This window comes from Vibrio aphrogenes, assembly GCF_002157735.2.
GTDB lineage: Bacteria > Pseudomonadota > Gammaproteobacteria > Enterobacterales > Vibrionaceae > Vibrio > Vibrio aphrogenes.
The window spans coordinates 1543169-1568206 of record NZ_AP018689.1 but is presented as its reverse complement, the minus strand read 5'-3'; the positions used below and the strand labels follow the sequence as shown (position 1 = coordinate 1568206).

Here is a 25038-nt window from a genome sequence, read left to right as displayed (position 1 = left end):
GCTTGTTACTTGAGTGCTTCTCTTCTCGTGGCTCGAGGGATTATTCGAGCTACGAGAAACGAGTTTTCTCATACCGGTTTTATTGTAAAATAATCTTCTCTATTTCTTGTTGTAACTTTTTACGATCATGACGCCATTCGTGGTTTGGTGAGGCTAAATTGACTTCCACACATTGATAGTCTTGTTTGACATTATCCGTGAAGTTCTCTCCAAGTAACACATTCACTTTACGTCCATCACAAGCTCGCTGACACCACTTTAATTTTTCTTCTAAACTCATCATTCCCGCTGGACCAAACTCATTATCTAAGTTATCGACAAAAATGACTTTAGCTTGAGTATTTTTCGCAATGGCTTTTCCTATCTCGGGTAATAACAAAGGCGGCATAATACTAGTGAGAAAGCTACCAGGGCCTAAGATAATATAGTCTGCGGCTAAAATGGCTTCGACACCTTCGTCGGTTGCGGGGACTTCTGGCTCAACGTATAAACGTTGCAAAGGCTCTGACATGTCATCGACATTAGTTTCACCACGTACCCATTTGCCCGATTTTGATAATGCAGTGAGATCGGCAGGGTGCTCCGACATAGGAACAATATTGACCTCAACTTTGAGCATATCGCAAATCAGGTGAATCGCATCTAATGGGCGAATCGATAAATTATCTAAAGCGGTGAGCATCAAATTACCAAGATTATGGCCATTGAGCTCACCTTGTCCGCGGAATCGATACTCAAACATCATTGAGCTAATATTGGGTTCGGTGATCAACTGATTAATGCAGTTACGAGTGTCGCCCCAAGCGATCCCACCTTGGCATTGGCGAATACGACCTGTTGAGCCGCCGTTGTCGGTTGTCGCTACAATCCCAGTAGCATTTGAGCCAAAATCCTTTAGTGCGGCGAGCATTCGTCCGAGGCCGTGGCCACCACCAATCGCGACCACTTTTTTGGTTTTATGAATAGGCATGAATAAGATTCTCTGTCTTAAAGACAAATATTTGAATGTTCTTTGATATGGATTCGGTAAATATAACTGCCTCAGCCCTAAATGGGTATGGAAAAAATGCCATTTATTGCGTACTATTTAAAAACAGTGTTGCCGATCAAATTATTGGTAATTACGTCATAACTCCGAGCGTTAATCACTAAGTTCTTTATTCATTTAATTCTTGAATCCAGAATAGGTTTTTAAGGCCAGTGGCTTTATGTCACCAGGGTTTACTTAGAAATGGGTAGACCTCCCGTATTTGGAAAGGTGTTTCGTGACTCAATTAGTGTCTCAGTTTACTCCAGAGCATTCTGGTGTTTCTGCTGTGGATCGTGTCGATTCCGCAACAGAACAATCTCAATTTGTCGATCGTTTTGAGCGTAAGTTTTACTATTTACGTTTATCGGTTACTGACGTCTGCAATTTCAAATGTACCTATTGCCTTCCTGATGGTTACCATCCAACGGGTCGAAAAAATTCCTCTTTTCTTAACCAAGCAGAAATTAAGCGTATTGTTAATGCCTTTGCCGATTGCGGCACCACGAAAGTTCGTATTACTGGTGGTGAACCGACCTTGCGGAAAGATTTTAATGATATCGTGGCCTCAGTCGCCCAAACACCAGGGATTAAAAAAGTCGCAACTACCACCAATGGCTATCGTATGGCCAAGCAAGTGAATGATTGGAAACAAGCGGGCTTAACACACATTAATGTCAGTGTGGATAGCTTGGACCCTCGTTTATTTCATGAAATCACGGGTGAGAATAAATTTCACGATGTGATGGCCGGTATCGACCGAGCGTTTGACGTCGGTTATAAGCAAGTCAAAGTCAATGTGGTGTTGTTAAAGCAATATAATGGTAATGCGCTGCCTAGCTTCTTAAATTGGATTAAGCACCGACCCATTCAACTGCGCTTTATCGAATTAATGCAAACGGGTGAAATGGATGACCTGTTTCAGCAACAGCATCAATCTGGAGTGACGATTCGTAATCACTTGATCGCTAATGGCTGGTTATTAAAAGTCAAAGAAGCGAATGATGGCCCGGCACAAGTTTTTGTTCACCCTGACTATCAAGGTGAAATCGGGTTGATCATGCCTTATGAAAAAGGTTTTTGCGAAACCTGCAACCGTCTGCGTGTTTCGGCCACAGGGAAGCTTCACTTATGCTTATTTGGTGAAGAAGGGGTTGAGTTACGTGATTTATTGCAACACGATGAGCAACAACCAGCCTTAATTCAACGCATTCAAGGTGCGCTGGATACCAAATCGGTGAGCCATTTCTTGCAAGAAGGCAAAACCGGCATGACTCCCCACTTGGCTTCTATTGGTGGTTAACCTTTCTTTATTTTATTTTTTATTGGCTTGAGGATAACAACATGGCACGTGTGGCTGCTGAATTTAAACCAGCTCATATTGCGGTGATGACCGTATCGGATTCTCGTACTGCTGACAATGACACTTCTGGTGATTACTTTGTTGAGCAGCTTCAATTAGAAGGGCACCATTTAGCTGAGCGCCATATTGTGGTAGACAATAAATATCAAATACGCGCTCAGATTTCTCAATGGATCGCCGATGAGTCTATTCAAGTTATTTTGATCAGTGGTGGTACTGGCTTTACCGCTAAAAACTATACCACGGAAGCGGTGCTGCCTTTATTTGATAAGCCAGTTGAAGGGTTTGGTGAAATCTTTCGAATGTTGTCTTTTGCTGAGATTGGCTCTTCCAGTTTACAGTCGCGTGCAATTGCTGGCATGGCTAATCAAACGGTGATCTTTGCGATGCCAGGCTCGACAGGTGCGTGTCGCTTAGGCTGGGAGAAGTTAATCAAAGAGCAGCTTGATGCACGTCACCGCCCATGCAACTTCATGCCACATCTTTCGCTGTAATCTTTTAGTTTCATAGGAATAATGAGATGTCTCAATTTACTCACATTAATGCTTCTGGTGAAGCGAATATGGTCGATGTGTCGGCAAAACAAGAAACCGTACGTGAAGCACGAGCTGAAGCTTGGGTGAGCATGTCCAAAGAAACATTAGATTTGATCGTTTCAGGCTCTCATCATAAAGGTGATGTGTTTGCGACCGCACGTATTGCGGGTATTCAAGCCGCCAAAAAAACCTGGGACTTAATTCCGCTGTGTCATCCATTATTGCTTTCGAAAGTCGAAGTGCAGCTAGAAGCAAAGCCGGAAACCAATCAAGTGCGTATTGAATCGGTATGTAAATTGGCGGGTAAGACCGGGGTTGAAATGGAAGCGTTAACGGCTGCTTCAGTGGCGGCGCTGACTATTTACGATATGTGTAAAGCGGTTCAAAAAGACATGGTGATTGGGCAAGTCCGCTTATTAGAAAAAACCGGCGGTAAATCCGGTCATTTTGTTGCGACCGATTCATAATTTAGATTGGCAAGGTTAAATAATGATTAAAGTTCTATTTTTTGCTCAGACTCGTGAACAAATTGGTGTCGATTCTATTGCTATCGAAGCAGATAACCTCCGAGTTGACGCTTTACGTGAGCAACTGTGCCAGCAAGGCGAACACTGGGCGAGAGCCTTACAATCGGGTAAATTGCTGGTGGCAGTCAATCAAGACATGGTGTCAATGGACACGGTCGTGAAATCTGGTGATGAAGTGGCGTTTTTCCCACCGGTCACAGGAGGCTAAGCAATGTCACAAGCAGAGTGGGTCAGTGTTCAATTTGACGATTTTGATGTTGGTACAGAATACCAACGTTTAGCACAAGGAACGCAAGCGGGAGCTGTGGTCACGTTTGTCGGAAAAGTGCGGGATATGAACCTTGGCGATTCGGTCACTGGGCTAAGTTTGGAGCATTATCCGGGCATGACAGAACGCTCATTATTGGCGATTTGTGAACAAGCTCAATCACGCTGGCCATTGTTAGATATTCGTGTTATCCATCGCGTCGGAGATTTGGATTTAGGCGATCAAATTGTGTTTGTAGGAGTGTCGAGTGCGCATCGTAACGCGGCATTTGAAGCCTGTGAATTTGTGATGGATTATTTGAAAACCCAAGCGCCATTTTGGAAAAAAGAACGAACCACCGACAGTGTGCGTTGGGTTGAGTCGCGCGATTCTGATGCTCAAGCGGCAGAGCGCTGGAAACAATAGATTCTGAGGTTGCGCTAAACCTAGGAAAATAACAATAAAGGCCAACAGATTTGTTGGCCTTTTTGATGTTGCTACTTCTCGTTATCCGTAGCTGAGGTTACTTAGGGTTTCGAATTAATGACAGGTTGCTGCACCGAGGTTTTTCCATACTCCCCATTCACCAGTTTGTGTTGGGTTCTCACCTTTAGTCCACCATTTAGCTTCATACAATACGCCCTCCAGCGTGACTTGATCGCCACCAGTGTATACTGCGGAGGCGTCCCAAGCGTTGTCACAAGTGGGATCTGGGTCGACGTTACCTGAGGTTTTAAGTACCACAACCGAGGTCGTTGCTTGGCTAGTCAATTCACCATCGTTGACCGTGACGGAGAACGTGAGCGTAGTATCTTGTTCATATTCACTGGCAGTAAAGTGAATGCTCGAACCGGAGCCTGTTATCCCCGAAGGCAGGATCCAAGTATAGGTTAAGGGATCGCCTTCGGCGTCGCTAGAACCAGAAGCATCTACAGTCACGCTGTCACCCGCATTGACTTCACTTGGTGCACTCAGTTTAGCGACTGGCGCAGTGTTGTCGGGAGCTGTCGACATGGGATTAACTGTGATCACCACCGTATCGGTATCGGTTGCTCCTTCATTATCAGTGACGGTGAGTGAGAAAATCAGAGTTTGAGTTGCGGTGACTTCATCAATATCAAAGCCGGTTTTGGCTGCGGTTGGGTTTTGAATCGTTACCGCTTGTCCTGAGGTTTGAGTCCATTGATAAGAGGTTATCGAGCCATTACGATCGCTAGAAGCTGAACCATCCAGTTCAACACTTGCAGGACCTACAACGGTTTTATCAACTCCAGCATGGGCAGTTGGGGTTACATTGGTGACTTCTCCGGCAAGTCCTTCGTGCATGGCATTTAAAATATCACCATTATCGGCATCAATTTCCCAAGAGAAAAGCCCTGCTAAACCTAGACTACGAACATATTGCCCTTTGGCGATGACAGAACGATCATTGTCAAAGGTGACCAGCTTTCCATTGGTACGATTCCACGCCCAAGCGGCTTCAGCTTGCTCATCATAACCCAGTTCAAAGCCATTAATGCCGTTGCCATTTGGCCCCATCATGGTGCTTTTGATGCCTTTATAATCAATGACACCAGCTTCCCAAACGCCTTGTTCTTTTGTGCCAGTCAGTTTGCCATTGCCTGTTCCGGTCATTGGATCACTCGCAACGGTTAAGCTCTCTGGCATCACTCCATCCCAACCACGACCGTACATGGCAGCACCAACGACTAACTTATTCGCTGGCACGCCTTGTTCCAACAAGATCTTAATGGCGTTATCTGTGGTGTAAGCAGGACCTTTATACGGAACACCTTCTTCATCCACGCCACTGCCATCACATTGGCCTGGGCGCATGAAGCTACCACAATACAGAGCAGTTTGATGACCTGTTACATTATTCCAGCCACCGTAAAAGTCATAAGTCATGGCAAAGATATAATCCATGTACTGCGCCGCATCGGCGTAATTCACATCTTCAAGTTTGTCGTAGCCAACTCCAATCGCGGAAGTCAGTTCATATTCTTTGCCGTTTTCGGCTTCAAGTTCGTCTAACATGGCACGAAGCTCACGCATTAATGCCACATAAGCAGGGCCATCTTTGACGGGATCTCCTAAGTTGGCATTTTCACCGCCACCACCAGGAAACTCCCAATCAATATCGACGCCATCAAAAAACTTCCAAGTGGTCAAAAATGTTTTAACGGAAGCCACAAAGATGTCACGCTTGGCTTTATCTGTAAATGAGAAGAACGGATCAGAAAGGGTCCAACCCCCAATCGAAGGCACTATTTTAAGCTCAGGATTACGCTGTTTTAACGCCATCATCATGCCAAAATTACCCTTAATAGGTGTATCGTATTCATGACCAGCTTGTTTGAAACTTTTTTGATACGCGGCCCAAGGGTCATGGATCACAACATGATAATCAGGCACTCCTTTACAGGCGGTTTGCAAGGCATTAAAGCTATTGCCACCAACCGATTTTAGCGATTCATTTGGACCACAAATTGGGATAAAGCCATAAAGGATATGGGTCAAATTGTCCGCAGGAAGATTATCGACAGTGTAAGCACGCTCATAGATTCCCCATTCAACAAAGTAGGTTCCGACGACAGTATTGGGGTCGGTATTATAGGATTTATTGTTGGGGTCAACATTCATCGTTAATGGCGCTAAGTGCGAGCCATCCGTATCAGCAATCGACAACGGGTAAGCTTGAGTTTTGGTACAACCATTGGCATCACAAGCTTCAATGGCCATTTGATAAACACCTCCTTGTGGGTAGGCAAAAGAAGCGGTGGTTTTACTGCCAGAAATTGGTCCAGTAGCGACTTTATTATCATCAAAGTAGATATGATAAGTATCGCCTCTCTCGCCACTGTATTGATTGAAGATAATATCGATTTGGGCTGCGTCATGATATTGCACCATATCGTAGTAACCGGAAGTGGTCTCCATGGCTAAATCGATTTTAGAAAACTTTAAATTTTTGGAGCCATACATATCAAGACTCGGCATGCTAGGGGCGGCAATGACGGACGCAGACCCTAAGGCTAAAGCAATACTCACTGCGGTGAGATTGAAACGTTTCATAGCATTTCTCTCTATATTCCTTGTGATTGGTTCACGTTTAATCATTCGTGAAGATCTGCAGCTAATGTGCATCTCAAGCAGTGTTGTTGAGATAAAGAGAAGCAACAAAGTAGCAAAGGGCATTTTTGAATCGACTTACCAGTAATTCTGCGGGCGTGCACCCTGCTGACAAGCAAAGTATTTGTAGCCTCGATATTTGATAAAACTTGTCATTTATGGACTTGCAATGAGCGAGAAGTGGGCTAAAGCGTGAAAGTAGATTTAGAGTTGTGCGATTTTTAAACGAATTAGATGGTGGTAATTGAGGGGATATTAGTTAATCAAACTATAGGTTAAGTATTTTTTAGCAAAATATATGGGCGGTAAGTAAAAATGTAATCTATGTATTATTTTTATGATTCTGTTGTGGTGGTTTTCAAAAAATATTGATAGCGTTAACCGATCTTTATATCGCCAGTATGGTGTAAATTAGAGCGAAAATTCTACAAATCATTAAGTTCTAGTGAAGCCTACTGATAGGCCGAACTTACTTGGCGATAAACGATATGAAGATGTCACGGATGCATTATTATAAAATTGGAGTTCATTCATATGCGTAAAAACACACTCACCACGGCTATTTTGCTAGGCGCAGGCCTTACTTTTAGTGCCGCTTCTCTTCCCACTTTTGCCGCTCAGGTTCCTGCAGGTACTCAACTAGCGAAAACCCAAGAATTAGTAAAAGGTAATGGCGCTGAAGTGGCGTCAATTGACCCGCAAAAAACGGAAGGCGTGCCTGAATCTAACGTGATTCGTGATTTATTCGAAGGGCTAGTAAACCAAGATGCCGATGGCAATGTAGTGCCGGGTGTCGCAGAAAGTTGGGAAACTAAAGACAATAAAACGTTTATTTTCCACTTACGTAAAGATGCCAAATGGTCAAATGGTGAGCCGGTAACCGCCGATGACTTCGTGTTCACTTTCCAACGTGCAGTTGACCCAGCTACCGCATCTCCTTATGCATGGTATTTAGAAATGACGACCATGAAAAATGCCGCTGAAATTATTCAAGGTAAAGCCGATAAGTCTACTTTAGGTGTGAAGGCGATAGATGCTAATACCTTAGAAGTGGATCTAGAATCGGCGGTTCCTTACTTTGTGAAAATGATGGGCCACACCACAGTAAAACCGGTTAATAAGAAAGTGGTTGAGAAGTTTGGCGATCAATGGACTAAGCCTGAAAACTTTGTCAGTAATGGTGCGTATGTATTGGATAAATGGGTATTGAATGAGCGTATGGTGTTAGTGCGCAATACTCATTATTGGGACAATGAACATACCGTGATCGATAAAGTTACTTATTTACCGATTGAAAGCCAAAATGCGGAAATGAATCGCTTCTTGTCAGGTGAACTCGACATGACCGATGAGCTACCTAATGAGCAGTTTAAACGTCTGCAAAAAGAACATCCTGAAGATGTTAAAGTCGTGGGTAACCTATGTTCATATTACTACGGCTTTAATAATACCAAACCACCATTTGATGATGTGCGTGTACGTAAAGCACTTTCATATACGATTGATCGTGATGTAATGACCCGTATTTTATTAGGCCAAGGTCAGAAACCGGCGTATTTCTTAACGCCAGAAATCACAGCTGACTTCCACCCAACAATGCCTGAATATGGGACTTGGACGCAAAAGCAACGTAATGAGAAAGCCAAAGAATTATTAGCGGAAGCGGGTTATAACGAATCCAATCCGTTGAAGTTTACTTTGCTGTATAACACAGATGATAACCATAAAAAGAATGCGGTCGCGATTGCTTCTATGTGGAAAAAATCATTAGGTGCGGTGGATGTGACGTTGGAAAACCAAGAATGGAAAACTTATCTTGATACCCGTCGCCAAGGTAACTTTGAAGTAACGCGTGCGGGTTGGTGTGGTGATTATAATGAAGCATCAGCATTCTTATCACTCATGCAATCAAATAATAGCTCAAATGATCCACGTTATCACAGTAAAGAATATGACGCGGTGATGGAAAAAGCGCTGAATTCGACCAGTGATCAAGAACGTGCGGAGCTGTATGCTGAAGCAGAAAAGATTCTGGCTCGTGATATGCCTATTGCGCCTATCTTCCAATACGTTAAAGCTCGTTTGGTCTCACCATTAGTTGGTGGTTATCCAATGAATAATGCGGAAGATAAAATTTATACCAAAGATCTTTATAAGATTGCTAAATAATTAGCTGTGGCTTATAGGTTCTGCACGCTTAGTGTGGAACCTATTTTATTTGTATTTAACTTGATTCACTTCTCTACCTATTCTGAACGATATCCTGAAGTTTGCGTATAAGTTGAAACGAGCATAAATCGCCCGCATTGGTTGCTTTTTGTTCTGTTTTGCGTTTTTTGTTTGCAATATATACTAACTTTGACGCTTATTTCTAGATTATTCTATGGAATATTGGTAATGTGAATACAAGCAAGGTATTCCACTATTTGTAGTATGGATATTACGAAAATGGCTTTTTCATGTTCTGTCAAAGAGTGTGAAATTGATACCTGAACATACAGGGTAGGCATCTGTGTGTGTTTGAATGGAACTCAAATGATGAACTGGTACACGAGTCGACACGCTTAGTGACCAAAAACACCTCTAACCGTATTGGGATTAGAGTCTGTCTTCCTTCTCATTCCTCCAATGCTCCTGCTATTTTGTCGTAAATGTGTTTTTTCATTTATCGATATTTATCTTAATTGACAACGACAAAACATAATAAAAATAACATTACAAGGACTGTCGCCCACTGAAGTCGGCAACACAATTATTTCGTCACAACTGGAAGTTTTACTATGTTGAAATTCATTTTTAAAAGGCTTATCGAAGCAATACCCACAATGTTGGTGTTGATTACGGTATCCTTCTTCCTGATGCGGTTCGCACCGGGTAACCCTTTCTCTTCTGAGCGTCCGCTGCCCCCGGAAGTCATGGCGAACATCAACGCCAAATATGGTTTAGACCAACCGGTCTTGGTGCAATACACCACTTATTTGACCAATATCTTACAAGGTGACTTTGGTCCTTCATTTAAGTACCAAGATTATACCGTGAATGAATTAGTGTATTCCGCCTTGCCTGTGTCAGCCAAAGTGGGCTTTTTTGCTTTTATCTTTACGGTTGTGCTTGGGGTCGGGATAGGGACCATCGCGGCGTTGCGGCAAAATACTTGGGTGGATTACACCATTATGTCGACCGCCATGTTAGGGGTGGTGATGCCATCGTTTGTATTAGCTCCTGTTCTGATTTATTTCTTCTCGATTAACCTAGGTTGGTTTCCGGCTGGTGGCTGGAAAGATGGCGGGTTCTATTACATGTTTTTGCCTATGGTCGGGATGTCTCTACTTTATGTGGCGACCTTTGCACGTATCACCCGTGGCAGCATGATTGAAACGCTTAATAGTAACTTCATTCGTACAGCCCGTGCCAAAGGATTAAGTTACAAATACATTATTTTTAAACATGCGTTAAAGCCGGCGTTATTGCCTGTGGTGTCTTACATGGGGCCTGCTTTTGTGGGAATCATTACCGGTTCGGTGGTGATCGAAACCATCTTTGGTCTACCTGGGATCGGCAAGCTTTTTGTGAATGCGGCGTTTAACCGAGATTATTCATTGGTTCTAGGCATTACGATTCTTATTGGGTTCTTATTTATTTTGTTCAATGCCATCGTCGATGTGTTGTTGGCGTACATTGATCCAAAAATTCGTTACTAATCAGGGACTGAACGCATGTTAACAAAAAAAGAAAATTTAGAAGCGATCGAAAAGTTCTCTGAAAGCTTAGAGATCGAAGGTCGCAGTTTATGGCAAGACGCACGTATTCGTTTTATGCGCAATAAAGCGGCGATGGTTAGTTTGGTGATCTTAGCCTTAATTACTCTGGCGGTTATCTTCTTACCAATGTTTGCTCAATTTGCTTATGACGATACTGATTGGTATTCCTTACAAGCCGCGCCTTCGGCGGAACATTGGTTTGGAACGGATAGCTTAGGGCGTGATTTGTACGTTCGTACCTTAATGGGTGGGCGAATTTCCTTGATGGTTGGTGTATTAGGTGCGCTGGTGGCGGTGTTGATCGGTACGTTGTACGGCGCAGCTTCTGGCTTCATCGGTGGTAAAGTTGACCGCATTATGATGCGTATTTTGGAAATCTTATACGCAGTGCCTTTCATGTTCCTTGTGATTGTATTGGTGACTTTTTTTGGTCGCAATATCATCTTAATTTTCGTAGCCATTGGTGCCATTGCCTGGCTGGATATGGCGCGAATCGTACGTGGTCAAACGTTAAGTTTACGTAATAAAGAGTTTATTGAAGCGGCACATGTGTGCGGTGTCAGTAACTGGAAAATCATTACTCGTCATATTGTGCCAAACGTTTTAGGGATTGTTGCGGTGTATTCAACCTTACTCGTACCAAGCATGATCTTGACGGAATCCTTCTTATCTTTCCTTGGTCTTGGTGTGCAAGAGCCGATGACCAGCTGGGGCGCGTTACTGCAAGAAGGGGCACAAACCATGGAAATCGCCATTTGGCAACTTGGTTTCCCTGCCGCCTTTATGGTGGTGACACTATTCTGCTTTAACTATGTCGGTGATGGTCTGCGTGATGCGCTTGACCCGAAAGACCGCTAAACCGCAGACACAGAATTTAAGGAAAGATGATGAGTAATTTATTAGATGTACAAGATTTGCGGGTTGAGTTTAAAACCCAAGACGGCATGGTTACCGCAGTCAACGATCTGAGCTTCTCTATTAAACAAGGGGAAACTCTAGGGATTGTGGGAGAGTCTGGCTCAGGTAAATCACAAACGGTTTTTGCAATCATGGGATTACTGGCTAAAAATGGCGTGATCAGTGGCAGTGCGAAATTCGAAGGTAAAGAAATCCTGAATTTACCTGAAAAAGAATTGAATAAGATTCGCGCAGAACAAATCGCCATGATTTTCCAAGATCCAATGACCTCGCTAAACCCTTATATGAAAGTAAGCGCTCAATTGATGGAAGTGCTGATGCTACATAAAGGCATGGGCAAAGCGGAAGCATTTGAAGAATCGGTCCGCATGTTGGAAGCGGTAAAAATTCCCGAAGCACGCAAACGTATTAATATGTATCCGCATGAGTTTTCGGGTGGTATGCGTCAACGTGTGATGATTGCGATGGCGTTATTATGCCGTCCAAAACTGTTGATTGCGGATGAACCAACAACCGCGCTGGATGTGACTGTGCAAGCGCAGATCATGGATCTTCTCAATGAATTAAAGAAAGAGTTTAATACCGCGATCATCATGATCACTCATGACTTAGGCGTGGTTGCTGGCTCATGTGAAAAAGTCTTAGTGATGTATGCAGGTCGTACGATGGAGTACGGCAGCGTGGATGAAATCTTCTATAAGCCAAGTCACCCATACAGCGAAGGGTTGTTGCGAGCCATTCCTCGTCTTGATACCGAAGGAGAAGAACTGCCGACGATACCTGGAAACCCACCTAACTTATTACGCTTACCGACAGGCTGTCCTTATCAAGAGCGTTGTCATCGTGTAACAGAGCGTTGTCGTCAAGAAGCACCACAACTTTTACCGTTCGGTGAAGACCGTTTCCGTGCTTGTTTTTCTGATTGGGAGACTTGGAACGTATGAGTATTCAAACTAATGCCGCGGTTGAAAAAGTCGCGTTAGCAGATAAAAATTTATTACTGGATATCAAAGACCTTAAAGTGCATTTTAACATCGCCTCGAAATCAGCTTGGCCATGGTCAAAGCCATCGAAGTTAAAAGCGGTGGATGGTGTCAATGTTCGTTTGTATGAAGGTGAAACCTTAGGGGTTGTGGGTGAGTCTGGATGTGGCAAGTCTACCTTTGCTCGCGCAATCATCGGGTTAGTAGAAGCAACCGAAGGTGAAGTGCTGTGGTTAGGCCAAGACTTAACTCGTATGCATGCGGTACAAAAGCGTGAAAAACGGAAAGAAATTCAAATGATCTTCCAAGATCCACTGGCATCGCTCAACCCGCGTATGACAGTAGGTGACATCATTGCTGAGCCGCTTGTGACTTTCTACCCGCAACTGTCTAAAGCAGAAGTCAAAGCTAAAGTAAAGACCATGATGGACAAAGTAGGGTTATTGCCGAACGTGATTAACCGCTACCCACATGAGTTTTCTGGTGGTCAATGTCAGCGGATTGGAATTGCACGTGCGTTGATTTTAAACCCTAAAATGATCATTTGTGATGAGCCGGTTTCTGCACTGGATGTGTCGATTCAAGCGCAGGTTGTTAACCTTCTAAAAGAGTTACAAAAAGAACTCGGTTTGAGTTTGGTGTTCATTGCGCATGATTTGTCGGTAGTGAAACACATTTCAGATCGCGTGTTGGTGATGTATTTAGGCAATGCTGTGGAATTAGGTGAAGCCGATGCACTGTTTGCCAACCCTAAACACCCCTACACCAAAGCGTTAATGTCTGCCGTACCGATCCCAGATCCAAAGAAAGAACGTGCGAAAGTCATTCAAATGTTGGAAGGGGATTTACCGTCACCGATTAATCCACCGTCGGGGTGTGTGTTCCGTACTCGTTGTCCTATCGCCACCGAACAATGTGCGCAGCAAAAGCCTCAAATCAAAGGCAATGATGTGCATGCGGTCTCCTGTTTATTGGTGGACTAGTAGTTTATTGGTAGCCTCGCAGTTGATTGATGGACTAACAGTTTATGGGTGGATTAATGGTTTAGCTGTAGATTAACCACCACTTATTTATGCGAGAAGCTATGTAGTAGCGTTTAGCCCAATAAAGTCAAACGCTCGTAAAGCAGTGCTCACAGTGGCACTGCTTTTTTGTGGGTAAAATACAAGATACGATGAGAAAATGGGTATTAGATGGCGATGACCCCTTTACTCTCGCAAGGGCCTTATCGTCCTCCTTCCTTGGTCTGAATTACTTATGTTGAGGCAGCAATCTTCAGCCTTGGCGTTGTAAATAATGATATAACGCGCCGATCAAATTAGCATCGTTACCTGCTTTACAAACCCTGAGTTTAGGGCGAACACTAGAAAACGGAGCACCCTCAAAAATCACATCCAGTTTTGTTTCAAGTTGTGCGATGAAGTCTTGACGTGCACTGATGGCACCGCCAAGTATAATGAACTCGGGGTCGAGACAATATTGAACATTGTAAATACCATAAGCGAGCATCTGATACCATTTGTCAATAATGGCTTGTATTGCTAGATCCCCCCCTTCAGCTAGTTCAAAAACGGTTTTACCATCCAGTTGTTCTGGTGGCTTCTTTAGGACTTTCGCACACTGTTGAATTAATGCACGAGTTGCTGCACAAGCACTCAAAGTAATGGGCTTTCCTTCTTCATCAACCCCGACAAACATATAGCCAAATTCACCGCCATGTAAATGATGACCATGATGAACCTGCTGATTGATGACGATCGAGCCCCCAACACCTGTGCCGATCACCAATAAGCACATATCACCTTTGATATTTGATTGCCACAACTCAGCCAGTGCGGCGCAATTGGCATCATTTTCAATTTCACAAGCAAGTTGGTAATGGTGCTGAATATGTTGGCGAAAATTAGGTCCATGTAAATAACGTAAAGCACTATGGCCATAAATAATGCCAGAATCACAATCGACAGAACCGGGCGAACTGATGGCGATCCCTGAGATTGCGTATTGGCTAACTAAGGGTAATAAGTGCTGTTCAAAGGCTTGCCAAAAATGCTCGATTGAATGCCTAGGGCTAGGATAATGGCCTTTGTATTGAATCTCACCAACCGCAGTCATGATGGCATACTTGATGTCTGTACCACCAATATCAAGGGCTAAATAACGTTGTTCATCCATCTGACAACCTTTACTAAATGAAAGCAAAAAAGGAAAGAATTTAACGTAACAAAAAAAGGAGTAGCAAACTGAGGCGATGGAAAAGAAATTGCTCTAAAGTTCTGTAAATGCACATATATTTGTGTGTCTTCACATTTTTTTACTAAAGCGGGTTAAAGGGCGAATTGAGTTTATTGAATAAAAAGCTAGGTAGGATAACCTGTTGATTCTCCGGCTAGTTGATATTTATCGGCTCATTGTTATCACCGATATCTCATTTTTTCAGTATAGAGCTTACCCTCTGGTGATCCTATTCACAGTTAATTTGTTCATTAATGGAGACCGATTTCCATTATGTTTCCTTGTGATAAATTATTTTCCATCATAACAAACAAAAAACAACTCTATAAATAACCCAATAATATGGCGCTGATGAAGCCGTCATATTCATGAAGGATAGCGTGATATGAAACATCAATTTCCAGACAATTTTTGGTGGGGTAGTGCCTCTTCTGCTCCTCAAACTGAAGGGGCGGCGTTTGAAGGTGGTAAAGGTGAAAATATCTGGGATCTTTGGTATCAATTACAACCTGAGCGTTTTTTTAATAACGTCAGTGCAACTGAAGCCTCAACCTTTTATAAAAATTACCGTTCTGACATCGCCTTGATGAAAGAGATTGGTCATAACTCGTTTCGAACTTCAATTTCTTGGTCTCGTTTGATTCCTGAAGGTCGAGGTGAGGTTAACCCGATTGCAGTTGATTTTTATAATAAGGTGATTGATGAAATGCTGTCGCAAGGCATTCAACCTTTCATGAATCTTTTTCATTTTGATATGCCTGTCGCGATGCAAAAAATAGGCGGCTGGGAAAACCGTGATGTGGTGGATGCTTATGCTGAATTTGCCGCTACCTGTTTTCAGTTATTTGGCGATCGTGTGAAGCATTGGTTTACTTTTAATGAGCCGATTGTGCCGGTTGAAGCTGGGTATTTGTATGACTTCCATTATCCGAATGTCGTGGATTTTAAACGTGCCGTGAGCGTGGGCTATCATACGCTTTTAGCTCATGCAAAAGCCGTTCAGGCCTATAGAGAACAACAACAAGATGGGCAAATCGGAATTATTCTGAACTTAACCCCATCTTATCCTCGCTCTGATTGCACCGACGATGTCGCGGCGGCGGAATGTGCCGATTTACTATTTAATCGCAGCTTTTTAGATCCGGCGGTAAAAGGTGAAATTCCACAAGGGTTGATTGAGATCTTACAACACTATCAGCAAATGCCAGAATGCCAACCGGGAGACCGCGAATTAATTGCTCAAGGGAAAGTGGATTTACTTGGCGTTAATTATTATCAGCCTCGCCGAGTCCAAGCGCGTACCACGGCTGTTGACCCGAACTCGCCTTTTATGCCGGAATGGTTATTTGAAAACTATGAAATGCCGGGGCGTAAAATGAACCCACATCGTGGCTGGGAAATTTATGAGAAAGGCATTTATGACATCATGATTAATTTACGTGATAACTATGGCAATGTGCCTTGTTTTATCTCTGAAAATGGCATGGGCGTTGAAGGTGAAGAGAAGTTTCTAAAAGAGGGGCAAATTCAAGATACTTATCGAATTGAATTTATAAAAGATCATTTAACTTGGTTGCATCAAGCGATTCAAGAAGGCGCCGACTGTCGAGGATATCACCTGTGGACGTTTATCGATAACTGGTCATGGTGCAACGCCTATAAAAATCGTTATGGCTTCTATCGCTTAGATTTAGAGACGCAACAAAGAACGAAAAAGCTCAGTGGTGAATGGTTTGCTCAAGTGTCAAAAAATAACGGTTTTTAACCCCGTGCATGATGATCTGAAAATACTAAATATTAAATACTAATAAAAAGGTTGGAACCGAAAATGGATTTAGAAGAATAAGTGATGGGCTTTATGAGCAATGCGAGGCAATCGAAAAGCTTAGCCTTTGAAGCCTTGTATCAAAAAGTGGCTTAATATTGAGAGAAAGTAATCAACCCTATGTACCTGATGGATTTTTTATCTTTTATATATCATAAGGTTAGACTTGTTATTGTGACACTCTTATCCGCAGTTGAGGTTAATAAGGTTAATAAGGTTAATAAGGTTAAAAAGCAGTGCTCACCATGGCAGTGCTTTTTTATAGTGTGCTTTTTGTAATGTGTTTTTGGAGGCTGTAACAGGTTCTGTGGTAGCGCGCTTTATTTATTTTTAAGCGGTCTATTTGAGAGGTTGCTTTTCTAAGCAGGAGCGGCATAAACAAGTGTGAGGCGATGGTGAGCGTTCACGTTCTTCTAACTGAAAACACCAACACGATGTTTTACCTGCGGCGAGGTCGCAATGGCTAGGTTCAGCACATTGAGGACAGAAATGGGTGTGCTGCTGGCCTTGCAATTGTTCAATAATCTGTTGATGTTGCTGATCTGTCATCATGCGCCATTCTCGGATTTCTGCAACAGTGCGATGGCAACCTGCGCATATTCCACCATTATTCTTACACGCTGCGATGCAAGGGGTTTTCATAAAGTTAAATCCATTTGTTATTAAGGTGATCAGTTTAACATAGCCAGTGATGTTACTCACATCTTCAAATCTTTCGAACAAAACTATCAAATACTTACGGCGTCATTGCCACACTTGAGCCGTATACTGGGAGAAATTCTACAACGTAAAGGTGACGCAATGGGCAAGTTAGTGGAAGGCGTATGGCATGATGTTTGGTATGACACCCAATCAAGTGGCGGTAAATTTGTTCGCGAAGATGCAGGCTTTAGGGAGTGGGTGTCTGATCAGCCTGATGCCACATTTCAACCTGAATCGGGACGTTATCATTTGTATGTGTCTTTGGCTTGCCCTTGGGCGCATCGCACCTTAATTATGCGCGAGTTAAAAGGCTTAACTGAACATATTGATGTGACGGTGGTATCGCCCGATATGCTAACCAAAGGCTGGGAATTTATCGAGCCTGAACCTTTGTTTGGATTTACTCAATTGCATCAGATTTACACTCAAGCTAAACCCGATTATAGCGGCCGGGTGACGGTACCTGTGTTATGGGATAAACACACGAACCGCATCGTGAGCAATGAGTCGTCAGAAATTTTGCGGATGTTTAACTCAGCATTTAATGGCTTAACCGGTAACCAAGACGATTATTATCCGCAGGCGTTGCGATCTGAAATTGATAAGTGGAATGAGTTTATTTACCCCAACATTAATAATGGAGTCTATAAGACAGGGTTTGCAACGACTCAAGATGCTTATGAAGAAGCCTTTGAACAGTTATTTAGCGCATTAGAGACCATTGAAGCGCATTTAGCTGAGCATCGTTATCTGGTTGGGCAACACATAACAGAGGCCGATTGGCGCTTATTTACCACCTTAATTCGTTTTGATGCTGTGTATGTAGGTCACTTTAAATGTAACTTAAAACGCATTGCCGATTACCCGCATTTACAAGGTTATATGAAAGAGTTGTATCAAGTTCCAGGGATCAAGTCGACGGTCAATTTTGAGCATATTAAGCGTCATTACTATTTCAGCCATCAAACTATTAACCCTACTCAAGTAGTGCCTAAAGGGCCGCAATTGGACTTAGATTCTCCACATGGTCGCGATTAAAAAGAGTGGCAGACCTATACTAATCTGTGGCATGAATATAAATCACTTGAAATGTATAGGGTTTATTGACTAAATTAGAAGTGCAAAACAATCCCTCGAAATCATATTCGACTTAATAAAGGGTATTTGAACTATGTTAAAGAGTAACAAGAAAATCATCACATTAACGGCGCTAGTTTCTGCTGTCGCGTTATCGGGTTGTGCCTCTAATGATGAATTGATCGAGCAACAAAGCCAGCAAGCAGAACAACTTAGCACACTGCAATCAAACCTTCAGGCTCAGCAAGAGGCGACTCAGCAATTGGCGGATAAAGTCAATCAGTTGGCTTCTGATCAAGATGCAATGCAACAAAAAATGGCGGAAAGCAACAATACTTATGTGATCAAAGAAAACGACACACTGTACCGTATTGCACAAGAAAACGGCATGTCGCTCGATGAATTACTTCAATTGAACGCGGATATTAAAAATCCAAATTCATTATTAATTGGTCAGAAAATTAATCTTAACTAAAGCTGATTTTCGTATCACATCAATACACATGATGCTCAATATAAATGGCTGCTTACGCTAAGGTAAGCAGCCATTTTTTTGGTGAGTTAGGCTCTTTGAAATCTACGCGAGTTAGGTACCGCTAGGCTTAACAGAGCGGTTAATGCTCGCTTATCGGTTCGTACTCGCCTCGTCATAGCCATTAGCTCAATAGGGTTGTAGAGATGAAGTAACCGATGCAAGTTGCTGTGGCCACTCCAAGAATTCCTGGAATAAAGAAGCTGTGGTTCAACACATATTTACCAATCGAGGTTGTGCCAGAACGGTCAAAAGTAATGGCAGCTAAGTCTGATGGGTAAAATGGGAAGAAGAAATAGGCATAACAGGCTGGAATCACACCGACTAAAACTTCTGGTGGAATACCTAATGAGAAGCCTAGTGGGAACATAATAGTAAGTACCGCGGCTTGGCTTTTTAGGAAGACCGAGGTAGCAAACATGGCAAGCGCAAACGTCCAAGGGTGAACACTGACGATGTCACTTACCATTTCGATTAAATAAGGTTTGTGGTGCTCAATAATGGTGTCACTCATCCAAGCGATACCAAAAATAATGATCACAGCGGTCATCCCAGCGGTGAAAACATTACTTTTCACAATCTCTTTTGGGTCAACTTTAGTGCATAACAGAATAATTGCACCCACCGCTAACATTAAGAACTGAATCGCAACGGACATGCCCACGCCTTTTGGCAAGAGGTTTAAATCTTTGCCAAACATAGCCACAAATACCACGACGGCAATACCAGCTAAGAAGACGGTTAATCCCATTTTAGCTTGTTTGCTATTGGCGATGTCTGAGCCATCGGCAGAACTTTCATCAATCAAGGCAGCTTTAAATTTAGGATCTTTGCAACGTTCAATAAAGGCTGGATCTTTGTCTAAATCTTTGCCACGGAACAAGCTCCAAGTACAGCCAGCCATTAAGCCGCAGAATGTCGCAGGGATTGTCACTAATAAAACATGCACGAGAGAAATATCAAGATCATTTTGTGCAGCGGTTGCCATGACCACGGCGGCAGCGGCAGCAATAGGGCTCGCGGTGATGCCCATTTGTGAACCGACAGATGCCATCGCCATAGGACGTTCAGGACGAATGCCTTTTTTAATCGACACATCATAAATAACAGGAAGTAATGGGTAAACACTATGGCCAGTACCGACAAGGACGGTTAAAAGGTAAGTACAAAATGGGCCAAGGAAAACAATTTGATTGGGGTGTTTGCGTAGCAATTTTTCTGCAAATTGAACCAGCAGTTTTAAGCCGCCAGTCGCTTCTAATGTAGCCGATGCTGCGACAACAGCCAAGATGATCAACATAACACTGATTGGTGGCGTACCCGGGGCAATGCCGAACACAAAGGCGAGTACCGACACACCTAAGCCACCCAGTAAACCAAAGGCGATACCGCCAAACCGAATCCCGGTAAAAATGACTGCCAATAACAGCAGCATATGGACGTAAAACATACTAACTACCTCTAAAGAGTTATAAACTGAGAAAGAAGCTAGCATTGACGACTACTTAACATGTTGATCTAGTGCAACTTCCTGCGTGTATAGGCTTGTTCAGTCAAAATAGTGTGATAGAGATAAAACGCCCCTGAATACTTTATAATCAAGTGTTCAGGGGGTGTTAAGTTATTATGTTAATTGAGTTTATTTGATTGGTAGGGCAGAGGGTCTTAACGTAACTTGAGGGCCTTGTTGGCTAATCGTTTGGCTGCTTGTCGGTGTTGAATCAATAGAGCCTCAAGATCAAGCCCAATGACATAACCATCATGGACTCGCCATTCACCGTTGATCATCACGCGGTCGGCTTGTTGCGCGCCACACATAATTAAAGCGGCCAGAGGATCATGAGAACCTGAAAAGCGGATTTCATCTAAACTGAACATGGCAATATCGGCTTGCTGGCCGACCGCTAAGCTGCCGATATCGTGACGACCCATTGCGGCGGCAGAGCCTTGAGTTGCCCAACGTAGCGCATCCAGATGAGAGACATTGGCCGAGCCGTAGCGTAATCGTTGTAAATACATCGCCATGCGAACTTCAGCTATCATATTGGAACCATCATTAGAGGCAGAGCCATCAACCCCAAGGCCAACTTTCACTCCCGCAGCTTCCAGTTCGTTATTACGACAAATACCAGATGCCAACATCATATTTGAGGTTGGGCAGTGACTTATCCCTACACCTGCCTGACCTAAGCGTTTGATCTCTTCATCATTAAAATGAATGCCATGAGCAAGCCATGTTTTATCGTTCAGCCAGCCTACATTTTCGAGATAATCGACAGGGCGAAGACCAAAGCGTTTGAGACAGAAGGCTTCTTCATCCATGGTTTCACATAAGTGGGTATGCATCATGACATTTTCTTGATGCGCAATACGTGACGTCTCTTTCATTAAATCGCTAGTCACCGAAAAAGGAGAGCAGGGTGCAAGGGCAATTTGAGTCATCGCACCGGCTTCTCGCTGGTGATATTGATGGATCAAGCGCAGGCTATCATCAAGGATAGTTTGTTCGCTTTGAATCGTATGGCGAGGAGGTAAGCCGCCGTCGTCTTCTCCTAAGCTCATTGAACCGCGAGTCAGAATGGCGCGAACCCCTAAATTTTTTGCGACCTCAACTTGAATATCAATGGCATGTTCTAATCCCACAGGAATGAGATAATGGTGATCAGATGCTGTGGTGCATCCTGACATCATCATTTCCACTAAAGCAACCTCAGTGGATAAGGCGTGCATTTCTTCATCTAACCCAGCCCAGACTGGATAAAGCGTTGTTAACCAATGAAAGAGTTCTTTATCGAGCGCCTCAGGGTAAGCCCGAGTTAAAGTTTGATAAAAATGGTGATGAGCGTTAATTAAGCCAGGTGTAACAACGTGATTTTTGGCTTCGACCACATTGTCGATGCGATGAATGGGTTCTGCGTTTAAGGCGACTAATTCGATGATAAGGTTGCCTTGAACCACCAGGCCACCTCTTGCATCTTTTTCGCTACCGCTATAAATCGCTAGCGGGTTTTTAATCCAAGTGGTTGGGGCGTTACTAGTTGGGGTATTGCTGGTTGGGTTATTCACTTGATGTAACATTCATAATTGTCCTTAGCCTTCGCAACCATTTCAGGGGAGAAGGTCTTATTTATGATTGAGCGTGTAAAAAAGCAAAAGCCGAACGGGTCGACTTTTGCAGGAAGTATTACGTCATTATTTCATGACAGTACTATGAGTTAATTGGCTATCTGAGCAAGACTGTTTGTCATTGAGTTCCTCTTCATATTGCGCTTCTAATAAGGTTTGGTTTCTTACCGCTTCACGTTCTGCTGCAATGGTCGCAATCGCTTTAGATATCGTAGCTTTTGATTCCATGACCTTAAAGGCAGGTGAATGGCATTCTTCATCTTTGGCCATTTCAACCACTTCTTGTTTTTTAACCGCGATTTCTTCTTTACGGTTTTGCGGTAATACTTGGTGTAAAACAATCGCTACTAAGGTTCCTGTGGTGATCCCTGAGTGGAAGAACTCCGCTAGCGCATGTGGTAAGTGTTGAATTAAGCGTGGCTCAACGGTGACAGCAAGGCCTGCGGCAAGGCTGACACAAATAATGAGCGCATTACGTTTTGTATCTGCCGCTTTAATCAACATGCGAATACCTGCATAGGCGATCATGCCAAACATAATAAAGCCAACGCCGCCTAAAACGGGTTTAGGGATGGTGACGGCAATCGCAGCCAGTTTTGGAAATAGACCGCCAATGATTAATAGTCCACCAGTTCCCGCAACCACATAACGGCTAGCGACACCAGTGATTCCAACAATGCCCACATTCTGGCTAAATGAAGCAAGAGGCATGGCTGTCATTAAAGAGGCTAAAGTACTGCCGAGGCCATCGCCTAATACGCCACGTTTTAGATCTTTACCTGAGACGTCTTTTTGACAGTTTGCACCTAGCGCCATAAAGTCACCCGTCGCTTCGGCCACCACAATGATATATGCCAAGCTCATACTTAAGATAGCGCCCCAAGAAAAGGTCATACCATATTTGAGAGGGGTTGGGCTGCCGACCCAAGAAGCTTGTGTAACTTGCTCTAGGTTTACCATGCCCATGCTAAGAGCCACAATGTAACCACCGACCAGTCCAATCACAATGGCAGAGGCCGCAATGACACCTTTGCAATACACTGAGACTAAAATAACAATACCGAGTGAGATGAGCGCAAGAAACAGTTTAGGTAAGGTTGCAAATTCCGCACTGCCTTTAGGTGCATCACCGATCCAGTTCATAGCAACCGGTAAAATGGTCAAACCGATTAAGGTGATGACAACGCCACTGACGACATCGGGAAAAAGCTTTTTAATTTGATCCATGAAAAAGCTGGCGAGGATCACCAGAAACGAACCAACAAAGGCCGCTCCCATAATGCCACTCATGCCATCGGCTTTTCCTATACCAATCGCGACACCGAGAAAAGCGAAGCTAGAACCCATGACCACAGGTAAGCGAATACCAACGGGGCCTAAGCCTACACATTGAATGATGGTAGCAATACCGCCAACCAATAAAGCAGCGTTAATTAAGTTTGCGATTTCTTCTGCGGGTAGACCTACAGAAGCACCAACGATCAATGGTACGGCGACAATACCGCCAATGGATGCCAACATGTGTTGCAAGGCCAATAGTAGGGTAGTACCAATAGGTGGGCGTTGATTCAGCGTATATAAAAGCTTCATGACATTTCCTTATGTGTCTATTCCACTAAATTTTTAGGCAGTATGGGATTGCCATCCTAAGTAAAAATTTGCAGTTATTGATGTTATTTTTTTCTGCATTCATTTATGTATAGGCGTGCATTAACATTAATGCAACAATATTGAATACAATTCCTTTTGTAAATTAGTGGTGTTAATTTCTGCAAGCTAGGTCTAACACGCAACAAATGTGCCAGCTTTTTTGTGACGTGAATCTAGAGAATATTCAAAGAGTTGTTATTTCTAACTTATTGTAATTTAAAAGAAGTGATAAGTTTTGGTGCAAGGTTCGTTAGATATTGGTGCAAAAGAAGATTTCTATAAGTTGTATACAATTAATCTTCATTTTGTTTATTTTGATTGAGTTTGTATGTTGTGGTTTTGTGAAGCAAGGCAAGTTTTCAATACAAAAAACCGGTACAAAAAAGCCCGCTCTAATTGAGCGGGCTTTGAAGAATGGTGGAGGGGGACGGATTCGAACCATCGAAGGCGGAGCCGGCAGATTTACAGTCTGCTCCCTTTGGCCACTCGGGAACCCCTCCACAAATTGTGTTTGTTCATCATCAAAACGAATGGCTAATTCACTTCTAGAACGTTATTACTTGATTGAATGAAAACAGACAGTCAAATAATAGAAAAAATGGTGGAGGGGGACGGATTCGAACCATCGAAGGCGGAGCCGGCAGATTTACAGTCTGCTCCCTTTGGCCACTCGGGAACCCCTCCACAAATTGTGTTTGTTCATCATTAAAATGAATGGCTAATTCACTTCTAGAACATTATTACTTGATTGAATGAAAACAGACAGTCAAATAATAGAAAGAATGGTGGAGGGGGACGGATTCGAACCATCGAAGGCGGAGCCGGCAGATTTACAGTCTGCTCCCTTTGGCCACTCGGGAACCCCTCCACAAATTGTTTTTGTTCATCATCAAAATGAATGGCTAATTCACTTCTAGAACGTTATTACTCGATTGAATGAAAACAAACAGTCAAATAATAGAAAGAATGGTGGAGGGGGACGGATTCGAACCATCGAAGGCGGAGCCGGCAGATTTACAGTCTGCTCCCTTTGGCCACTCGGGAACCCCTCCACAAATTGTTTTTGTTCATCATCAAAATGAATGGCTAATTCACTTCTAGAACGTTATTACATGATTGAATGAAAACAGACAGTCAAATAATAGAAAAAATGGTGGAGGGGGACGGATTCGAACCATCGAAGGCGGAGCCGGCAGATTTACAGTCTGCTCCCTTTGGCCACTCGGGAACCCCTCCACAAGTGTGGGGCGCATAATAGCAAACTCTTTTAAGCTGTAAAGATTTTTTTTTAAATAATTGATTGAGTGTTGACTTTTCGAACTCTTCTGCGTTTTTATGCCAATTTATTAAGCAATTAAGCTTGTTTTGAATAATAAATCGCCATGATCACAATGAAG

General features: G+C 43.2%; 20 protein-coding genes, 5 tRNA genes and 1 riboswitch. Of the genes, 13 read left to right on the top strand and 12 right to left on the bottom strand.

Annotation, left to right across the window (positions count from 1 at the left end):
• Positions 1-79 precede the first annotated feature (79 nt).
• Complete coding sequence (gene yvcK / locus VCA1004_RS07115; RefSeq protein WP_086983707.1) at positions 80-970, bottom strand: uridine diphosphate-N-acetylglucosamine-binding protein YvcK; 891 nt, start codon at positions 968-970, stop codon at positions 80-82.
• A gap of 150 nt (positions 971-1120) precedes the next feature.
• Positions 1121-1277, top strand: a riboswitch (molybdenum cofactor riboswitch).
• A gap of 39 nt (positions 1278-1316) precedes the next feature.
• Between yvcK and moaA the strand changes: the two genes are divergently transcribed.
• From moaA to moaE, 5 genes are read left to right on the top strand one after another with little or no spacing between them, the layout of a single operon-like run.
• The gene (moaA, locus tag VCA1004_RS07110; protein ID WP_086984654.1) at positions 1317-2330 is read left to right on the top strand and encodes a GTP 3',8-cyclase MoaA; all 1014 of its coding nucleotides are present in this window, start codon (positions 1317-1319) and stop codon (positions 2328-2330) included.
• 41 nt (positions 2331-2371) lie between these two features.
• On the top strand, positions 2372-2884 hold the full coding sequence (gene moaB / locus VCA1004_RS07105) for a molybdenum cofactor biosynthesis protein B (RefSeq protein WP_086983710.1): 513 nt from the start codon (positions 2372-2374) through the stop codon (positions 2882-2884).
• Between the two features lie 26 nt (positions 2885-2910).
• Positions 2911-3393, top strand: a complete 483-nt coding sequence (gene moaC, locus VCA1004_RS07100; protein ID WP_086983713.1) for a cyclic pyranopterin monophosphate synthase MoaC — start codon at positions 2911-2913, stop codon at positions 3391-3393.
• A gap of 22 nt (positions 3394-3415) precedes the next feature.
• Positions 3416-3661: a molybdopterin synthase sulfur carrier subunit gene (gene moaD / locus VCA1004_RS07095; RefSeq protein WP_086983715.1), complete on the top strand. Its 246-nt coding sequence runs from the start codon at positions 3416-3418 to the stop codon at positions 3659-3661.
• Positions 3662-3664: 3 nt separating this feature from the next.
• Positions 3665-4126 carry a molybdopterin synthase catalytic subunit MoaE gene (gene moaE, locus VCA1004_RS07090; RefSeq protein ID WP_086983718.1) on the top strand — a complete coding sequence of 154 codons (462 nt, stop codon included), beginning with the start codon at positions 3665-3667 and terminating at the stop codon, positions 4124-4126.
• A gap of 114 nt (positions 4127-4240) precedes the next feature.
• On the opposite strand, the gene VCA1004_RS07085 is transcribed toward moaE, so the two are convergent.
• A complete protein-coding gene (locus VCA1004_RS07085; RefSeq protein WP_086983721.1) occupies positions 4241-6775 on the bottom strand; it encodes a glycosyl hydrolase family 18 protein in 2535 nt (844 codons plus the stop codon).
• A 591-nt stretch (positions 6776-7366) separates the two neighbouring features.
• On the opposite strand from VCA1004_RS07085, the gene VCA1004_RS07080 reads away from it, so the two are divergent.
• From VCA1004_RS07080 to oppF, 5 genes are all read left to right on the top strand, one after another.
• On the top strand, positions 7367-9001 hold the full coding sequence (locus VCA1004_RS07080; protein WP_086983724.1) for an ABC transporter substrate-binding protein: 1635 nt from the start codon (positions 7367-7369) through the stop codon (positions 8999-9001).
• Positions 9002-9612: 611 nt separating this feature from the next.
• Entirely contained in the window at positions 9613-10533 is a 921-nt protein-coding gene (gene oppB / locus VCA1004_RS07075) for an oligopeptide ABC transporter permease OppB (protein WP_086983729.1), read from the top strand.
• A 15-nt stretch (positions 10534-10548) separates the two neighbouring features.
• Positions 10549-11451 carry an oligopeptide ABC transporter permease OppC gene (oppC, locus tag VCA1004_RS07070; protein WP_086983731.1) on the top strand — a complete coding sequence of 301 codons (903 nt, stop codon included), beginning with the start codon at positions 10549-10551 and terminating at the stop codon, positions 11449-11451.
• 29 nt (positions 11452-11480) lie between these two features.
• Positions 11481-12455 (top strand): ABC transporter ATP-binding protein, encoded by a 975-nt coding sequence (gene oppD / locus VCA1004_RS07065; protein ID WP_086983735.1) that lies wholly within the window; start codon positions 11481-11483, stop codon positions 12453-12455.
• Positions 12452-13477: a murein tripeptide/oligopeptide ABC transporter ATP binding protein OppF gene (gene oppF, locus VCA1004_RS07060; RefSeq protein ID WP_086983738.1), complete on the top strand. Its 1026-nt coding sequence runs from the start codon at positions 12452-12454 to the stop codon at positions 13475-13477. Before oppD ends, oppF begins: the two co-directional genes overlap by 4 nt.
• A 292-nt stretch (positions 13478-13769) precedes the next feature.
• Here the strand turns inward: oppF and VCA1004_RS07055 are convergent, their stop codons facing one another.
• Entirely contained in the window at positions 13770-14669 is a 900-nt protein-coding gene (locus tag VCA1004_RS07055) for an ROK family protein (protein WP_086983741.1), read from the bottom strand.
• Between the two features lie 445 nt (positions 14670-15114).
• Here VCA1004_RS07055 and VCA1004_RS07050 point away from each other — a divergent pair, with 445 nt between their 5' ends.
• Positions 15115-16494 (top strand): glycoside hydrolase family 1 protein, encoded by a 1380-nt coding sequence (locus VCA1004_RS07050; protein ID WP_086983743.1) that lies wholly within the window; start codon positions 15115-15117, stop codon positions 16492-16494.
• A gap of 399 nt (positions 16495-16893) precedes the next feature.
• On the opposite strand, the gene VCA1004_RS07045 is transcribed toward VCA1004_RS07050, so the two are convergent.
• A complete protein-coding gene (locus tag VCA1004_RS07045; protein ID WP_086983746.1) occupies positions 16894-17196 on the bottom strand; it encodes a cysteine-rich CWC family protein in 303 nt (100 codons plus the stop codon).
• A 159-nt stretch (positions 17197-17355) separates the two neighbouring features.
• On the opposite strand from VCA1004_RS07045, the gene VCA1004_RS07040 reads away from it, so the two are divergent.
• Positions 17356-18294: a glutathione S-transferase family protein gene (locus VCA1004_RS07040; RefSeq protein ID WP_086983750.1), complete on the top strand. Its 939-nt coding sequence runs from the start codon at positions 17356-17358 to the stop codon at positions 18292-18294.
• 133 nt (positions 18295-18427) lie between these two features.
• Positions 18428-18808, top strand: a complete 381-nt coding sequence (locus VCA1004_RS07035) for a LysM peptidoglycan-binding domain-containing protein (RefSeq protein WP_086983753.1) — start codon at positions 18428-18430, stop codon at positions 18806-18808.
• Positions 18809-18989: 181 nt separating this feature from the next.
• Here VCA1004_RS07035 and VCA1004_RS07030 read toward each other — a convergent pair whose 3' ends face one another.
• From VCA1004_RS07030 to VCA1004_RS06995, 8 genes are all read right to left on the bottom strand, one after another.
• The gene (locus tag VCA1004_RS07030; protein WP_086983755.1) at positions 18990-20315 is read right to left on the bottom strand and encodes an anaerobic C4-dicarboxylate transporter; all 1326 of its coding nucleotides are present in this window, start codon (positions 20313-20315) and stop codon (positions 18990-18992) included.
• A 215-nt stretch (positions 20316-20530) separates the two neighbouring features.
• Positions 20531-21943 carry an 8-oxoguanine deaminase gene (locus VCA1004_RS07025; RefSeq protein ID WP_086983758.1) on the bottom strand — a complete coding sequence of 471 codons (1413 nt, stop codon included), beginning with the start codon at positions 21941-21943 and terminating at the stop codon, positions 20531-20533.
• A 114-nt stretch (positions 21944-22057) separates the two neighbouring features.
• The gene (locus VCA1004_RS07020) at positions 22058-23581 is read right to left on the bottom strand and encodes a nucleobase:cation symporter-2 family protein (protein ID WP_086983762.1); all 1524 of its coding nucleotides are present in this window, start codon (positions 23579-23581) and stop codon (positions 22058-22060) included.
• 475 nt (positions 23582-24056) lie between these two features.
• Positions 24057-24141: transfer RNA gene (locus tag VCA1004_RS07015), tRNA-Tyr, on the bottom strand.
• A 99-nt stretch (positions 24142-24240) separates the two neighbouring features.
• Positions 24241-24325, bottom strand: a tRNA-Tyr gene (locus VCA1004_RS07010).
• A gap of 99 nt (positions 24326-24424) precedes the next feature.
• Positions 24425-24509: transfer RNA gene (locus VCA1004_RS07005), tRNA-Tyr, on the bottom strand.
• Between the two features lie 99 nt (positions 24510-24608).
• A tRNA-Tyr gene (locus VCA1004_RS07000) sits at positions 24609-24693 on the bottom strand.
• A gap of 99 nt (positions 24694-24792) precedes the next feature.
• Positions 24793-24877 (bottom strand) — tRNA-Tyr (locus VCA1004_RS06995).
• Positions 24878-25038 lie beyond the last annotated feature (161 nt).